General features: G+C 48.7%; 13 protein-coding genes. 11 read left to right on the top strand and 2 right to left on the bottom strand.

Going from position 1 to position 15,222, the window contains the following annotated elements; translation table 11 throughout:
• Positions 1-177 precede the first annotated feature (177 nt).
• The 10 genes from kdpB to HP398_RS26575 all read left to right on the top strand — a co-directional run bounded on the left by kdpB (position 178) and on the right by HP398_RS26575 (position 13,031).
• A complete protein-coding gene (gene kdpB, locus HP398_RS26620; RefSeq protein ID WP_017247181.1) occupies positions 178-2,217 on the top strand; it encodes a potassium-transporting ATPase subunit KdpB in 2,040 nt (679 codons plus the stop codon).
• A gap of 35 nt (positions 2,218-2,252) precedes the next feature.
• Complete coding sequence (kdpC, locus tag HP398_RS26615) at positions 2,253-2,816, top strand: potassium-transporting ATPase subunit KdpC (protein WP_106834889.1); 564 nt, start codon at positions 2,253-2,255, stop codon at positions 2,814-2,816.
• Between the two features lie 21 nt (positions 2,817-2,837).
• Positions 2,838-5,168 (top strand): universal stress protein, encoded by a 2,331-nt coding sequence (locus HP398_RS26610; RefSeq protein WP_017247183.1) that lies wholly within the window; start codon positions 2,838-2,840, stop codon positions 5,166-5,168.
• A 12-nt stretch (positions 5,169-5,180) separates the two neighbouring features.
• Entirely contained in the window at positions 5,181-5,906 is a 726-nt protein-coding gene (locus HP398_RS26605; protein WP_173624132.1) for a hypothetical protein, read from the top strand.
• A 50-nt stretch (positions 5,907-5,956) separates the two neighbouring features.
• Positions 5,957-6,811 (top strand): arginase family protein, encoded by an 855-nt coding sequence (locus tag HP398_RS26600; protein WP_173624145.1) that lies wholly within the window; start codon positions 5,957-5,959, stop codon positions 6,809-6,811.
• Between the two features lie 157 nt (positions 6,812-6,968).
• Positions 6,969-8,300: a DUF4179 domain-containing protein gene (locus HP398_RS26595; protein ID WP_173624131.1), complete on the top strand. Its 1,332-nt coding sequence runs from the start codon at positions 6,969-6,971 to the stop codon at positions 8,298-8,300.
• Between the two features lie 122 nt (positions 8,301-8,422).
• Positions 8,423-8,989 (top strand): RNA polymerase sigma factor, encoded by a 567-nt coding sequence (locus HP398_RS26590; RefSeq protein ID WP_173624130.1) that lies wholly within the window; start codon positions 8,423-8,425, stop codon positions 8,987-8,989.
• The gene (locus HP398_RS26585) at positions 8,982-10,628 is read left to right on the top strand and encodes a DUF4179 domain-containing protein (RefSeq protein WP_254476389.1); all 1,647 of its coding nucleotides are present in this window, start codon (positions 8,982-8,984) and stop codon (positions 10,626-10,628) included. The genes HP398_RS26590 and HP398_RS26585 overlap by 8 nt, the downstream gene beginning before the upstream one ends.
• Before the next feature lie 191 nt (positions 10,629-10,819).
• The gene (locus tag HP398_RS26580) at positions 10,820-11,386 is read left to right on the top strand and encodes an RNA polymerase sigma factor (protein ID WP_017247189.1); all 567 of its coding nucleotides are present in this window, start codon (positions 10,820-10,822) and stop codon (positions 11,384-11,386) included.
• Positions 11,379-13,031: a DUF4179 domain-containing protein gene (locus HP398_RS26575; RefSeq protein ID WP_254476387.1), complete on the top strand. Its 1,653-nt coding sequence runs from the start codon at positions 11,379-11,381 to the stop codon at positions 13,029-13,031. The genes HP398_RS26580 and HP398_RS26575 overlap by 8 nt, the downstream gene beginning before the upstream one ends.
• A 59-nt stretch (positions 13,032-13,090) precedes the next feature.
• On the opposite strand, the gene HP398_RS26570 is transcribed toward HP398_RS26575, so the two are convergent.
• Together HP398_RS26570 and HP398_RS26565 are read right to left on the bottom strand one after the other, a co-directional pair.
• Entirely contained in the window at positions 13,091-13,720 is a 630-nt protein-coding gene (locus HP398_RS26570; protein WP_173624127.1) for an HXXEE domain-containing protein, read from the bottom strand.
• A gap of 19 nt (positions 13,721-13,739) precedes the next feature.
• The gene (locus HP398_RS26565; RefSeq protein WP_017247192.1) at positions 13,740-14,330 is read right to left on the bottom strand and encodes a TetR/AcrR family transcriptional regulator; all 591 of its coding nucleotides are present in this window, start codon (positions 14,328-14,330) and stop codon (positions 13,740-13,742) included.
• A gap of 166 nt (positions 14,331-14,496) precedes the next feature.
• Here HP398_RS26565 and ytaF point away from each other — a divergent pair, with 166 nt between their 5' ends.
• Positions 14,497-15,189, top strand: coding sequence for a sporulation membrane protein YtaF (gene ytaF / locus HP398_RS26560; protein WP_017247193.1), 693 nt, complete (start codon positions 14,497-14,499; stop codon positions 15,187-15,189).
• Positions 15,190-15,222 lie beyond the last annotated feature (33 nt).

Below are 15,222 nucleotides of genomic sequence, written 5' to 3'. Positions count from 1 at the left end.
CGATGTAATCGTGGAAGCAAATTCGGCATGGAAAGTAGCGTTCACCTTCGAAGTCCGGTGCTCATGTAGGTCCCCTACACTCCGCTCCTCCTTCTTCAGGTTCTCGCCACTTTCTCGGTGCTGAAAAGCCGACTTTTTGAACAAATATCCATACTAGAGGCAAAGGAGTAATTTTCCATGAGTAGAACGCGCACGGTTGCGCTTCCTAAAGATTTGTACCAGCGGGCCTTTGTCGAGTCTTTCAAAAAATTGGACCCGCGTGTGATGATGAAAAATCCTGTCATGTTCGTGGTAGAGATCGGATTCTTCATTACGCTCCTCCTGACGTTTGCACCCAATTTGTTTGGGGGGGCTTCGGACCCGTTTTTCAACGGCGTTGTCAGCTTTATCCTGTTCGTGACGATTTTGTTCGCCAACTTCGCAGAAGCCTTGGCAGAAGGGCGCGGCAAAGCACAGGCAGAGAGCTTGAAAAAAACGAAGCAGGACACGCAAGCAAAAAAAGTGGGGAAAGATGGACGCATTCAAGTCGTCAGTTCCACAGAACTGCGAAAAGGCGATCTGGTCATAGTGGAAGCAGGCGAGCTGATTCCATCCGACGGGGAAATCGTCGAGGGTGTCGCCTCTGTGGACGAATCTGCGATTACGGGTGAATCTGCTCCGGTCATTAAAGAAGCAGGTGGCGATTTCAGCTCCGTCACGGGAGGTACACGTGTCGTCAGTGACCGCATCCGCGTCCGCGTGACGACGGATCCCGGCGAATCGTTTTTGGATCGCATGATTTCGTTGGTAGAGGGCGCGAAGAGACAGAAGACCCCGAATGAAATCGCGTTGAATACGCTGTTGGTTAGCTTGACGTTGATTTTCCTGATCGTCTGCACGACCTTGCAGCCTATTGCGAACTATGTGAATGCAGCCATTCCAGTTGCAACACTGATTGCTTTGCTCGTTTGCTTGATTCCGACCACGATTGGCGGACTCTTGTCAGCGATTGGGATTGCGGGTATGGACCGGGTCACACAGTTTAACGTCATCGCCATGTCTGGTAAAGCCGTAGAGGCATCCGGTGACATCAACACGATTATTTTAGATAAAACGGGAACGATCACGCATGGTAACCGGATGGCTGCTGAGTTTGTCACTGTAGGCGACAGCAAAAGCACAGAATTGAACCGTGTAGCTGCACAAAGCTCCATCCATGACGAAACACCGGAAGGACGCTCTGTTGTAGAGCTGGCGAAAAAACAAGGTCTGGCACCTGCTGAACTGGTATTGCCTGGTTCCGAGGGTGTGGAGTTCCGCGCAGAAACAAGAATGAGCGGGACGAATCTAGCAAGCGGCGTCCTCATTCGCAAAGGGGCAGTCGATGCCATCAAAAAATATGTAACAGAGCAAGGGGGCAACATCCCTGCTGACTTGGATGAAAAAGCAAACCGGATTGCGACGGCGGGCGGCACGCCATTGGCTGTAGCAGAAGGCAATACGATTCTCGGATTGATTTACTTGAAAGATACCGTAAAGCCAGGCATGCGCGAACGCTTTGAAGAGCTGCGCCGCATGGGAATTCGTACAGTCATGTGCACGGGGGATAACCCGCTGACAGCAGCGACGATTGCCCGCGAAGCAGGTGTGGACGATTTCGTAGCCGAAGCCAAGCCGGAAGATAAGATTGCACTGATCCGCAAAGAACAAGCGGCAGGCAAACTGGTCGCCATGACAGGTGACGGTACGAATGACGCGCCAGCTCTCGCACAAGCCGATGTCGGTTTGGCGATGAACACGGGTACGGTAGCAGCGAAGGAAGCAGCGAACATGGTCGATCTGGATTCTGACCCGACTAAGATCATCGAGGTTGTGGCGATTGGCAAGCAGCTTTTGATGACACGCGGTGCATTGACGACGTTCAGTATCGCCAATGACGTAGCGAAATACTTCGCGATCATTCCTGCGATGTTCATGCTGGCGATCCCACAAATGAGTGCGCTCAACATCATGGGTCTGGCTACACCGCAAAGTGCGATTCTGTCCGCGTTGATCTTCAATGCGATCATCATCCCGATCCTGATTCCGTTGGCGATGAAAGGCGTGAAATACACGCCAATGAGCGCGACAAAGCTGCTTAGCCGCAACCTGGTGATCTATGGCTTGGGAGGAATTATCGTTCCGTTCGTGGGCATCAAGCTGATTGACTTGATTTTGGTCGGATTGAATCTGGTGTAACTCATATTGAAAAAAGAAAGCTCAGGTGAACCGATATGATATTGAAAAATTTGCGTCTCAGCCTCGTTTTGCTGCTGATTTGCGGCATTGCCTACCCGCTGGCGATGACAGGGGTTGCACAGGTTATCATGCCTGCGCAAGCAAGTGGTAGTCTCATCACCGATGCGAGCGGCAAGGTGGTCGGCTCCGAGCTGATTGGGCAGACCTTCACCGATCCGAAGTACTTCTGGGGACGCATTTCTTCTATTGATAACAATGCGTCAGGCTCTGGCTCGAACAACTACGCGCCATCCAACCCGGCCCTGATCGAACGTACGCAAAAGGATATCGCCGCATTTCTAGCAGCGAATCCTGGCGTGAAGCAGGAAGACATTCCGGCTGATTTGCTGACCAATTCCGCTTCCGGTTTGGACCCGCATATCTCGCCAAAAGCTGCCCAGATACAAGTAGCGCGTGTAGCCAAGGCGCGCAATCTCGAACCGGTACAACTACAGGCACTGATTGAAGCCAATACAGACGGAAGAAGCTTGGGTGTTTTCGGGGAGCCGCGTGTCAATGTGGTGAAGCTGAATTTGGCCTTGGACGAATTGAAGAAGTAAAGATAGAAGGAGGGCTGCGAGATGGTAGAGCAGTTTCGGCGAAAGTCCCCGGAGGAAATCTTGCAGTCCATCTCCAGAATGCACCGGGGCAGGCTGAAAATCATTCTGGGGGCAGTCAGTGGTTCAGGGAAAACCTATCATCTGTTAATGGAAGGACAGACGCTTAAGAAAAAAGGGATTGATGTGGTTGTAGCTGGCTCAGGTGAGGCCACTCATCCCAAGCTGGCGCAAAAGCGGGAGGGCTTGGAGCAAATCCAGCCAATCATCTGGTATTCCCTCGGGGAAGCGAGACATGATCTGGACGTTGCAGCGATTATCGAACGAGATCCGGAAGTCGTGCTCGTAGACGGTTTGGCTCATCGCAATCGTCCAGATGCCCCGCGACCAACCAGCTTGGACGATGTTCAGTATTTGCTGAACCACAATATAAGTGTGATTGCGACGGTCAACATTTACGAGTTGGCCGGGATGAAAGAGATGGCAGAGCGACTGACGAAGGCAGAAGTGCGGATCGACCAGTGTGTCCCGGAAGATACGCTTGCCATGGCAGACGAGGTGAAGCTGCTTGACGTCACGCCAGAAGCCATTCTGAAACGGCTGCAAGAAGACGATCGCAACCCGACTCGAACCAAGCATCCGTTGTTTCGCAGAGACAATTTGCATATGCTGCGGGAACTCGCGCTGCGTTTTGTTGCTACGGGCGTAAACGAGGATTTGGAGGATTATCGGGAGAAGCACGGCATGGTGGGGGCTTCAGGAGCCACAGAGAAGGTGCTGGTTTCTGCCCAGTATCATTGGAACGGCTCGATATTGGTTCGGCGCGGACAACAGGTTGCCAAGAGACTCGGCGGAGAGCTCTTGGTCGTCTGTTTTCTCCCTTTATCTAAGAAGTTGACGAAGGAAGAAGCGACTTTTAAGAGATCCATCGGAAAGCTCGTGGACAAAGTCGGAGGTACCTTTGAAGAGCAGATGCTTGCACGTGAAAAAGACGTAGCAAACGAGCTCGTCGCTTATGCGATGGAGAATAATGTGACCCGAATCGTCATGGGGCAGTCCAAGCGTACGCGCTGGGAAGAGATATGGTATGGCTCCATCGTTCATAAGATTCTTCGGCAAACGAAAAATATCGATATCTTGATCGTGGCAGATCGTTCTGAGCGGGACGGTGAGCGCGTCATGCCGACCAAGCGAGAACAAGCGGTAACGGCCAATCCGTACCGACGCCTCTCCGATGAGGAGATGCAGGAGGAAATCGGGAAAATCAAGCGTGGGACGCTAAAAGTATATGTAGGAGCCGCACCTGGTGTCGGCAAGACGTACACAATGCTGAGAGAAGGAAACGAGCTCGCCGAAAATGGCATTGACGTGGTGATTGGGCTTTTGGAAACGCATGGACGAAAAGAAACCATTGAGCAGGTAGGGGGACTTCCTCTTATCCCGCGCAAGCGCATTCCATACAAAAACGTGACGCTTGAAGAAATGGACACGGACGAAATTATTCGGCGAAATCCGGAGGTCGTATTGGTAGATGAGCTGGCACATACGAATGTGCCGGGGAGTGCCTATGAGAAGCGATACCACGATGTCGAGAAGATTTTGGCTGCGGGTATTTCCGTCATATCCACGATGAATATTCAGCACCTCGAGAGCTTGAACGACAGCGTCGAGCAAATCACGGGAATCCGCGTGCGAGAGACGGTGCCGGACCATATTCTGCATCAGGCAGATGAGGTAGAGCTGATTGATATTTCACCGAAAGCACTGCGTCAGCGGATGCGGGAGGGCAATATTTACGCGATGGAAAAGGTGGAGCAGTCGCTGACCAACTTTTTCAAAACAGGGAATTTGATCGCATTAAGAGAGCTGGCCTTGCGTGAAGTGGCTGACGATGTCGATGAACGCTTGGAGGCGTGGGAGCGACGAACGTTGCGCGGGCCTTGGCGGCAGCAGGAAGTCATTTTTGTCTGTGTGAATTTGCGCGCAGACAGTGAACGATTGATTCGCCGAGGGTTCCGCATTGCCTATCGGCTGAAGGCGTCCTGGCATGTCGCTTACGTGCAGGATCATCCGTCGCTGACAGAAGAGGAAGAGACACAGCTGGCGAAGCTGAAAGCACTAACAGAGCGGCTCGGAGGTCGTTTCGAACGATACGAAGCCCCTTCCCGACGTAAGGTTTTCACCAAGCTGGTCTTGCATATGAACGAAAAAGGAACGACACAGGTCGTCATCGGGCAGTCGGCGCGGACTCGCTGGAAAGAAATTCTCGAGGGTTCGGTCATCCAGCGATTATTGCGGGAGGTCCGACACATGGATGTGCTGGTCGTGGCCGATCACGCACCCGATATGATGTGAGGGAGGTTAATGATGGGCACAGAAAAAGAAGGGCAATGGGACCAAAGCGTGGCAGACGCCTATAGCCGTTTGGAGTGCCTGATACTAGGGTCAACTAGGGAGGCAGATTTGTTTTCCAGGCTGATACGGGTCTACCTGGAGGAAGAAGAGGTGCGCATACGGCAAAAATTAAAGCGCAAATCCTCACAGCGAATCTCTCGCGTCATGCATGAGCGGGTGGGTGAGTTTTTGTCTGGGCAATTAGCCGGGCTTTCGTTTCAAGTGATTGACGGTCTGTTGTTTATGAAAAAAGACGAACAACTGGTAGGAGCACTCAAATGCATCCCTGATCTCGGCAGCTACGATACGCCGTCTTGGAATGCGACACTTGCCCGTTTTGCCAAACAGTATCAGAAGCGATTCAAGCTGGCGCCAGAGAAGCTATTGTTCGTTGTCTGCTCGCTCGCAAAAAGCTTGGATGCAGCCCATGCCAAGGCGTTGACCGGAATTGACGTGTGGTGTGGCGCGGCACTAACCACTCCAGCCTATCGGGATGCGTTGCAAGTGTATGTCAACAAATATGTAGAAGTCATGGACGCACTCCCGCAACCTGTAAACCAAGTGTATTTCTTAAGTGCAGATGTCCATCCGAATGCGCTTGCTTGCCAATTGCTACGCGGGGAAAAAGCATCCATGCCAGATCGTTGGTTACAGCCGTCTGTCAGTGATCTCATCCAATTATTGCAAACGAAGCTGTGATATACTTTTAGGGATGTTCATACGATGAATTTCCTTGGGAGGGACTGTTTATAAACGTAAAAGTAGCTGGTATCCCGCATTTCACAGGAGCATATGTCTCTGGTACAGAATTAGCTCCGGACGCGCTTCGTACAGCAGGATTGATCGAGCAGTTGCAGCAGCGTGGCTTGGATGTGCAGGATGTAGGTAATCTGCATCTTCCCGATGATTTGCCGCGCCATAATATTCCACCGGTTCGTAATTGGCCGGCTCCTCGTATGCTTTGGGATGTGCTACAAAAGGACGCGCAAGAGTGGCTCGATACAGACGACTTTGTCTTGATGCTCGGCGGCGATTGCAGTTTGGTCGTTGCAACGGCGCAGGCTCATCGGGCTATTCATCAAGAGAATGCGTATCTGCTGGTGCTTGACGGTCATCTGGATGCAGTAGTGCCATCGGCTTCCCGCTGTATTGGGGCGGCAGGGATGGGATTATGGTTTTTGCTTCAGGATCACGGACAATGGATCGAACCAAGCGGCTGGGATGCAGAGCGAATCCGCCTTGTCGGCTGTCAGCAGATGCCTGGAGAGACATTTGGCGTAGAGGTCATGACCTTGGCCCAGCTCACAGAAGGAAGCATCGTGGAACGAGTTTCTCATCTGCTCCAATCGATCCCGCCTGATGCGAAAATCCTCGTTCATTTCGACGTAGATATCATGCACAAAGACGCGATGGCGGCTGCCTATTCGCCAAGTGAGATTGGATTGTCCCTGTCGGAAGTGGAGGCATTGCTGGCAACTGTCTTACGAGATTCACGCGTGACAAGTATGGAAGTAACGGAATTCTCAGGGGCAAGGGATACCACAGGCGAGTATGCGCGGAGACTGGTAGAGTTGCTCGCCCGGGTACTAGCTGCACGTGTTTAAAGTACTCCCATCCATGAAATAAATTTGATAGCAAGTGAGCTCGGTAATCCTGATTCGTTCAGGCTGTCGGGCTCTTTTTTTGCGTGCTCCTCGTGAACCGAACGATTGTTTCTCGTGAATATAGAGTGAATCTAGGAAAACAAGGAGTGGAGCAGTTATGAAAAAGATGGCATTAAGTGTGGCAGCATTGGCAGTCGTTGTATCAACGGGAATCCTCGTGTCCCCGGCGCTTTTCACAAATAGTCAGGCAACAGTGGTGAATGCAGCACCGTCTGTGAATACTAGCTTGTTTGTCTCGCAAAAGGCTGGAGATCCTGGAATTTTGCAAGCCGCTCAAAATGGATTTGCCCAGCCGCTTGATCTGAAAGTGACCGATCAAGGCTTTACCTTGGAAGCAAAAGAGGTTCTAGCAGATCCGCTGCGCATCAGTATCATCGCCGGGGTAAAAGACAAAGACGGCAAGACAACAGATGTGTATTGGGATAATTTCCACGCCCCCACCCATGAATATCAAGAAATCACGATCAAGGATAAAGCGGGCAAGGTTTTACATAGCTCATCCCCTAATCAAGTGTCGTGGAAAACAAACCAGATAGGGGATTACATCCTGTTTGAACATGAGCTCAGAAGCTATTTTGACGATGGGAACAAGCTGCCGAACGAGCTGGTCGTAGAGTTCCACATGAAAAAGATGGGCAGTACCAAAGGCAACTGGCAGCTGTCGGTACCCGTGAACTTGAAAAAAGCAAAGGCTGCGACGAAAACAGTGGCTGTCAATCAGTCCTATACCTCTGCCCAAGGATTTCAGTTCGATTTGCGAGAGATTACCTTTGCACCGAGTGGAACAGAAGTGGTGATTGATTCGAATAACAAGGACTTCAGCTATCAGCTTGTCAATGAAAAGGGAGTCGTCCTTGGCGCATGGGACTCTGCAGTTGCTATCCATGATGAGAGCATTCAGAAAAACGTAATCAATACGATGAAATGGCGCGAGTCTGCTCCAGTGGAAAAAGGGCTGCGACAATTTCATTACTTCCACGACCTGAAAGAATCGAATGGTCTAACCTTTAAGCTGCAAGCTGTTTATACAGAGGAAGAGCCAGGATTCAGCGTAAAACTGGACCCTGCCAGTGTGGGAGCAAAACCAGTTACGGCAGAAAAGAATGGGACTCGCTTCACGTTTCACAAGGTATCTAAGGGAAGCAGAGAGGATCGCCACAACATCGAATTTGAGGGGACGCTAGCGGAAGGAGTTGTGGGGATCTTCCCGTTTGATACATGGTACGTGACGGACGAAAAGGGCAAAAAGTACAGTGCGGTATACCATGTCGAGGAATCCGCCAATCAAAATGGAAGGATGAAAGTAAGCGGGAATTTGGAAATCGAGGAGATGAAATCCTTGCCGAAGCAAATGACGATCACCTTTGACAGTATGTTGAAGGAGCATCGCGATGTGAACGTTGAAGTACCTCTTTTGACAGGAAAATAAGATTTTTTTAAAAACAGGAGAAAGGATTTTCCAGCAAATTCGTATTAGTGGTGAATCACCCAAAACGGAAGCTGCGCAGCATTCCCCTAGGCTGATCGGTTATAGATGGAGGAGTAGTAAAAATGCCGGACGATCGGGAATTGATCGAGCAAATCCTGGCTGGCCATCATCAGTTGTACAGTCAGATTATCGACAGGTACAAGGGTAAGATCGTTACTTACTTGTACAAAATGATCGGTAACATGCCGGATGCACAGGATTTGGCTCAAGACGTGTTTACCAAAACCTTTTACCAATTGAAAGACTATCGGCCTGAGCACAAGTTTTCTTCATGGCTGTATCGAATCGCGAGCAATCACTGTCTCGATGAAATGAGAAGACGCAAAAGGACAGAGCAGACGGCAATCGTGGAGGAACAGATCATTGATCCAGAGACACCAGAGACCGCCCTGTTAAAAAAGGAACGGGACGCCCATCTGGAACGAAGTATCATGCAACTGGATGAGGAGTATCGCGAGGTATTTGTCCTGCACTACTTGCAGCGTCTGTCGTATCGGGAAATCAGCAAGCGATTGTCTCTTACGGAGAGCGCTGTTCAAATGCGCTTGTTCCGTGCCCGTAAAGAGCTGAAGAAAAGCCTGACGAAAACAATGGGAGGGGGAGATGTTTATGACATGCTTCATGTTTAATCAATGGAAGCTCTATGAAAATGGCGAGCTCTCCCCTTCCGAAAGCAAAGGATTAGAGCAGCACGCAGAACAATGCCCACAATGCCAAAGAAAGCTGCAAGAGTGGGTAGATCACATGCTGGAAGAGGAATTTTCCACCTATCCGGAAGTTCCTGTACCCGATACGTTTACGAACGAGGTCATGAGTAAACTGTTCGAAGCGATTCCCACACGTACGGCACGGAAGCACTCCTCCCGAACCAGAAGACAAAGGGGCTGGGATATTGTGAAGAAGACAGGATTGGTAGTAGCAGGACTTACGGCGTTAGTAGTGACAGGAACCGTTGTATCACCGACGTTTGCGAATTATGTGAATAGCTTGTTCCAGATTGAAAAGGATGCGGATAGTGGCATGAAAAATGCCGTCCATAAAGGCCTTGTCCAAAAGCTGGAGCAAAAGGTAACGGATCAAGGAATTACTTTCGAAGCAAAAGAGCTGATGGCTGACTCGATGCGGATTGCGGTCATCTATGATGTGTACGACCAGTCCGGCAAACAGATTGATGAAGAAGACCATATTATGGAGGTTCAATTGATTGATTCAACCGGAAAGGATTGGTTGGAAAAGGTCGGAAAGAGGGATCGAGAAAGTAAGCATGGACAGTTTTTCATCACAGAGCTTCTTTTGAACAATATTTTTGAATCTGTTGAGGCTACTCCGGACCAACTGACTTTACAATTAAAACAGGTAGAACTCGAAGAAAAACCAGGAAAATGGGCATTGGAAATTCCCATTGATATGAAGAAAGCCAAGGAAGCGACCAAAACAGTTGCTTTCAAGGATACCGTATTTCGATCACCACTGGGACTCAATATTGAAATGAAAAAAGTCGAATTTTCCCCAAGTGCTACGCGGGTCATGCTAGATACAACCATCCCAGAATCAGCTTATGTAGAGAGTCAACGGACAGTGATTCAATACGATAAGGATCATCCGAAAGGCATTAATACCACGCAAAAAAGACGTGAACCTGCTTTTTCGGGAGAGGGTATTGCGTACGAAGTTACCAACGAAAAAGGTGAGGTTGTAGCAGCTTGGGATATGAACTTATTGGATGAAGGACTTAGGGAAGTAAAAAATATACTTCCGGTATCTGGAACTTTCGGCAAAGAAGAAGGCGATGTTATGAAGTGGTGGCATACATTTGCCCCGATACAGGGTGAACAAAAATTAAAGCTTCAGCTCAAAAAAATATACGAGCAAAAACTGGCTTCGTCTAAATTCGATCTGGTTCCAACAGAACGAAACAAGAAAGCAGCCACATTCAAGGATGAGTCAGGCAGTACCTTTACGTTTTCTTCTTTTGCATGGGAGCCCGGTAAAGACGTGGAACCAGGTAAAGCTGTGGTGACAGTAGAGGGTACGTTAGGAAAAGACGTAGTCGAAACCAACTTTTGGTCTGCAAAGGATGAACATGGGAGCTCCTACCAAGCGGACTTGGATGCAGAATACAATAGAGACAAAGACGGACGCGTACACTTCAAAGGCACGTTGGAGATTCCGCGCATGGAGCAACAACCGAAAAATCTCTCTGTATCTTTTACTGAATATACGGTGGAACACGACGTGAATTGGGAAGTACCGATTGAAATCAAATAGATGAAAGACAGACAGGGGAAGAGGGCTGACAGAGGCCTCTTCTTTTTTTATTTGAATAACTGATTCTAGAATCTTTTAAAAGTAGAGAAAGGTTTTCCTATTTATACCGTATTAGCTTATGATTCAACCAAAACGGAAGCTGCGCAGCATTCCCCGCTGGCTTGATCTGTGATAGATGGAGGAGTAGCAAAATGCCGGACGATCAGGAACTAATCGAGCAAATCCTGGCTGGCGATCATGAGCAGTACAGACAAATTGTCGACAGATACAAGGGCAAGATTGTCGGCTATTTGTACAGGATGATCGGCAACATGCAAGACGCACAGGATTTGGCTCAAGACGTGTTTATCAAAACCTTTTATCGTTTGCACGACTATCGGCCTGAGTATAGGTTTTCTTCATGGCTGTATCGAATTGCGAGCAATCATTGTTTCGATGAAATGCGAAAACGCAAACGAACAGAGCAGGTAGAAATCGATGAGGAGCAGCTAATTGACCCAGACACGCCTGAGACGACTTTGTTGAAAAAGGAGCGGGACGCCGAACTGGAGCGCAGCATCATGCTGCTGGATGAGGAGTATCGGGAGGTATTCGTCCTGTTTTACCTACAGCGACTGTCGTATCGGGAAATCAGCGAGCGACTGTCCTACTCGGAGAGCTCCGTTCAGATGCGTTTATTCCGCGCCCGCAAAAAGATGAAGGACAGCTTGACGAAAACGATGGGAGGGGGAGCTATTTATGAAATGCTTCATGTTTAATCAATGGAAGCTATACGTAAACGATGAGCTTGCCCCTGCCGAGAGCAAAGGATTGGAGCAACATGTGGAAAATTGTCCACAATGCCAGAAGAACCTGCAAGAATGGGGAGAAGGCATGCAGGATGAGGATTTTTCCGCCGTTTTGGAGGCTCCTGTACCCGATACGTTTACAGATGAGGTCATGGATAAGCTGTCTGATGCAGTTCCTGCACGTTTTAGGAGAAAGTGCTCCTCCCGAACCAGAAGACAAAGGGGTTGGGATATTGTGAAGAAGACGGGATTGGTAGTAGCAGGACTTACGGCATTGGTGGTAACAGGAACCGTTGTATCACCGACATTTGCGAATTATGTGAATAGCTTGTTCCAGATTGAGAAGGATGCGGATAGCGGTATGATAAACGCCGTCCATAAAGGTCTTGTTCAAAAGCTGGAGCAAAAGGCAACCGATCAAGGAATTACTGTCGAGTTAAAAGAGCTGTTGGCTGACTCGATGAGGATCGCAGTCATCTATGATGTATATGACCAGAGCGGCAAGAAGATAGAAAACCATATTTTGAATGCGAAGCTGATGGATCAGAACGGGAAGAATTGGTTCGAGGATGATGAAGGAGATAATTGGGGAAGTCATGGAGAGTTTTTCATCACAGAGCGATATTTGAATGAAATCTTCGAATCATCTGAGGCTATTCCCGACAAACTGACCTTACATTTAGAACAGACAGAAATCGCAGGTAAGACAGGAAAATGGTCATTGGAAATTCCGATCGATATGAAGAAAGCCAAGGAAGCGACGAAAACGGTTGCCTTCAAGGATACTGTTTTTAAATCGCCGCAAGGGCTCGGGATTGAGCTGAAAAATATCGAATTTTCCCCGAGTGCGACACGGGTCATGCTGGATACCACTTTCCCAAAATCAGCTTATTTGGACGTTGAACGAACGTCGATCCTGTACGATCAGAAAAATCCGCGAGGCTCCATTATCACAGAAAAAGAGCGTGATCCTGCTTTTTCGGGAGAGAATATGATGTACGAAATCACCAATGAAAAAGGGGAAGTGGTAGCAGCTTGGGATATGAAATCATTGGATGATGGGCTTGATAACAAGGAGAATGTTCTTTTCACACCGAGAACAGAAGAAGAAGCGGAAGAAGGACCAGAAGGCGATGTCTTGAATTGGTGGCATACATTTGGCCCGATACAGGGAGAACAAAAATTAAAGCTTGAGCTTCAGAAGATTTATGAGAAAAAACTGGCATCGCCTAAATTTGATCTGGTTCCAACAGAACTAGACAAGAAAGCTGCGACTTTCAAGGATGAGACAACAGGCAGTACCTTTACATTCTCTTCTTTTGCATGGGAGCCAGGTAACGGCGAAGATCTAGGTGAGGCCGTAATGACCATAGAGGGTACATTAGGAAAAGGCATAGTTGAGAACCACGATTGGTTTGTAAAGGATGAAAATGGGAAGGCTTACTCTGCGGGAGTGAGTACGGAAAGCACCAGAGACAAGGACGGACGGGTACAGATCAAAGGCAAGATCACCATCCCACGCTTGAAGCAAGAACCGAAAAAGCTCACGGTATCCTATGCTACCTATATGGTGGAACATGACGTGAAGTGGGAAGTACCTTTTGAAATCAAATAGTTCAAAGAAAAAGAAGAGGCCGACAGTGGCCTCTTCTTTTTCATCACAGGAGCTGGTTTTTATGATTTGTGTACGTAAGGCCCCAACTGCTGACGAGTAAAGGTATAACGCGAATTTTCGTCCTTCAGCCACATATTCCCCTTCACAATGAGAATGTACACCGCAACGATGAAGTAGCCCGTTCCGATGATCCAGTCTGACGTGGTTACCATGCCAGTGGAGATGATATGCCGGATATACCATACCCCGATCGGGATGTGGAAGAAAATCACGGCGAACAAGCCCGGATTGTAGAGCGTTTTCGCTTTTAGATTCGCAAAAATTCCATGCCAGATAAACTGGAAGAAGCCCATGAGAATCGGTGCCAAGCCGAGCCAGACGACCGTCGGGAAGAAGAGGGGAACTAGATAAAAGATATAGGCAATGACGAGGTTGATGATCATCGCAGACTGTGGATTCAGCGGGTATCGTTCTGGATGGCTGCTTTTGAAAATCAAACCATTAATCAGTCCGGCAAAATATCCCGGCCAACGGTACTCTTCATACTGATGCACAAGGATGGCGATGAAGCTTAGCCACAACAGCCGCTCAATAGCAGGAATGGTGCTCCATTGAATCATCAAATACAGACCAACGCCAATTGCCACTAACAGACCGAGATCAGACCAATATTTTCGCAAAAAGTCCATCTGTCTCTCCCCCTATTTCCTATTTTTCATGAAAATAGCGTGCGAATAACAAATCAATCTGTTGTTCTACGGAAGCGACCTCGATGCCAGCGCCAGTAGACAATATCGACTTGAGCAAGGCTGGCAGAAAAATCGCTCCAAACAGCTGCATGATCATCATCATGAGAACTTCGTGGTTTTCTTCGTGGGTCATTTCCTTCAAAACTCCCTCAATCTTCACAAACCCGATGCTTTTTAGGAATTGGCCGTACTCATATTGCGAGGTAAATACAGCTCCGCCCAGCGAAAAGATTCGGGAAACCAGCTCGGGATATTGCTGGATGATCTGCACGTAGCTCATGAAAAACTGCTTGAGTCGTTCTTGGGGAAGCAGAGATGTGTTTTCCAAGATATCAAATGTGGCTGTAAAGCTTCCTAAAAATGCACTGAGGGCTTCATTAATGAGCTTATCCTTGGAACCGAAATAGTAGTTAACCAAAGCTACGTTAGTACCAGAGTCGGCTGCGATTTTCCGCACCGTCACACTCTCGAAGCCCTCCATCTTGATCAAATCCAGTGTCGACTGCAAAATTTTCGCTTTCGTTTCGCTGTTTTTATCTACCTGTGACATGACCAACCTCCTTTTTATTGGAAGCAAAACGTTTGTGTTAAACGATGTTTTAAACATTGTTTAATTGAATAGTATCACTTTCCAACTGAGAAGACAATGATTTCTTGGCACATCAGCGGAGCTTTTCGCGTATACCTAATAGGCAATGGGAAAGAGGTGACCACATATGAGCGGATGGCTCGCACTCCTGCTCGTTTCCCTGGCCATCAGCATGGACAGTGTCAGTGTAGGATTGACGTATGGTTTACGGAACATGAGAATGCCCTTTTTGTCGCTCGTCGTCGTTTCCGGTTGTTCGTTTGCTGTTGTATATGGTGTCATGCTTGTAGGCTCATCCCTCACCGAATGGTTAACCCCCGAGATCGGCAAGTATATTGGTGCCGCGGTCTTGATCCTCATGGGTTTGTTTACACTGTGGCGGCTCATTGCGACACGTTCGGGGACAGAGGCTCAGGAGTCTACTGCTGCGAGCAGCGGTGCCGTTGTAGCCGCAGAAAAACAGGAAGAGCAGGAACCCATCGTATTATTGTCGCAGTTCCGCATTTTTGGTGTCATGATTCAGATTTTAAAAGACCCCTCCAAAGCCGACGCTGACCGCTCTGGGCATATTATGGGCTGGGAGGCCGTCATGTTGGGGCTTGCCCTGTCTTTGGATGCTTTCGGGGCAGGCATCAGCCTTACGTTTTTGGGATACTCGCCACTGCTCGTCGCTCTCTGTATCGCGGTGATGAGTGCCTTGCTTCTTGTGGTAGGAATTGCCCTCGGCAGGCGCGCAGGAAAAGCCAGCTGGTTGACGCGACTCACCTGGCTGCCGCCGATTTTGTTGATTTGCATTGGTGTAGCCAAAAGCTTGAAATAACCGACAAACCAATCACAAACCCGTCCAGATAAA

The organism is Brevibacillus sp. HB1.4B (assembly GCF_013284285.1).
Classification (GTDB): domain Bacteria; phylum Bacillota; class Bacilli; order Brevibacillales; family Brevibacillaceae; genus Brevibacillus; species Brevibacillus porteri.
The sequence above is the reverse complement of the archived record's forward strand: the minus strand, read 5'-3'. Positions and strand labels throughout refer to the sequence as shown.

Excerpts from the sequence above, each read along its gene's own strand:
- HP398_RS26595 (WP_173624131.1), top strand. The coding sequence starts at position 6,969 with ATGAAAAAGATGGCATTAAGTGTGGCAGCATTGGCAGTCGTTGTATCA.
- ytaF (WP_017247193.1), top strand. The coding sequence starts at position 14,497 with ATGAGCGGATGGCTCGCACTCCTGCTCGTTTCCCTGGCCATCAGCATG.
- HP398_RS26565 (WP_017247192.1), bottom strand. The coding sequence starts at position 14,330 with ATGTCACAGGTAGATAAAAACAGCGAAACGAAAGCGAAAATTTTGCAG.
- kdpB (WP_017247181.1), top strand. The coding sequence starts at position 178 with ATGAGTAGAACGCGCACGGTTGCGCTTCCTAAAGATTTGTACCAGCGG.
- HP398_RS26585 (WP_254476389.1), top strand. The coding sequence starts at position 8,982 with ATGTTTAATCAATGGAAGCTCTATGAAAATGGCGAGCTCTCCCCTTCC.
- HP398_RS26605 (WP_173624132.1), top strand. The coding sequence starts at position 5,181 with ATGGGCACAGAAAAAGAAGGGCAATGGGACCAAAGCGTGGCAGACGCC.
- kdpC (WP_106834889.1), top strand. The coding sequence starts at position 2,253 with ATGATATTGAAAAATTTGCGTCTCAGCCTCGTTTTGCTGCTGATTTGC.
- HP398_RS26580 (WP_017247189.1), top strand. The coding sequence starts at position 10,820 with ATGCCGGACGATCAGGAACTAATCGAGCAAATCCTGGCTGGCGATCAT.
- HP398_RS26590 (WP_173624130.1), top strand. The coding sequence starts at position 8,423 with ATGCCGGACGATCGGGAATTGATCGAGCAAATCCTGGCTGGCCATCAT.
- HP398_RS26575 (WP_254476387.1), top strand. The coding sequence starts at position 11,379 with ATGTTTAATCAATGGAAGCTATACGTAAACGATGAGCTTGCCCCTGCC.
- HP398_RS26610 (WP_017247183.1), top strand. The coding sequence starts at position 2,838 with ATGGTAGAGCAGTTTCGGCGAAAGTCCCCGGAGGAAATCTTGCAGTCC.
- HP398_RS26570 (WP_173624127.1), bottom strand. The coding sequence starts at position 13,720 with ATGGACTTTTTGCGAAAATATTGGTCTGATCTCGGTCTGTTAGTGGCA.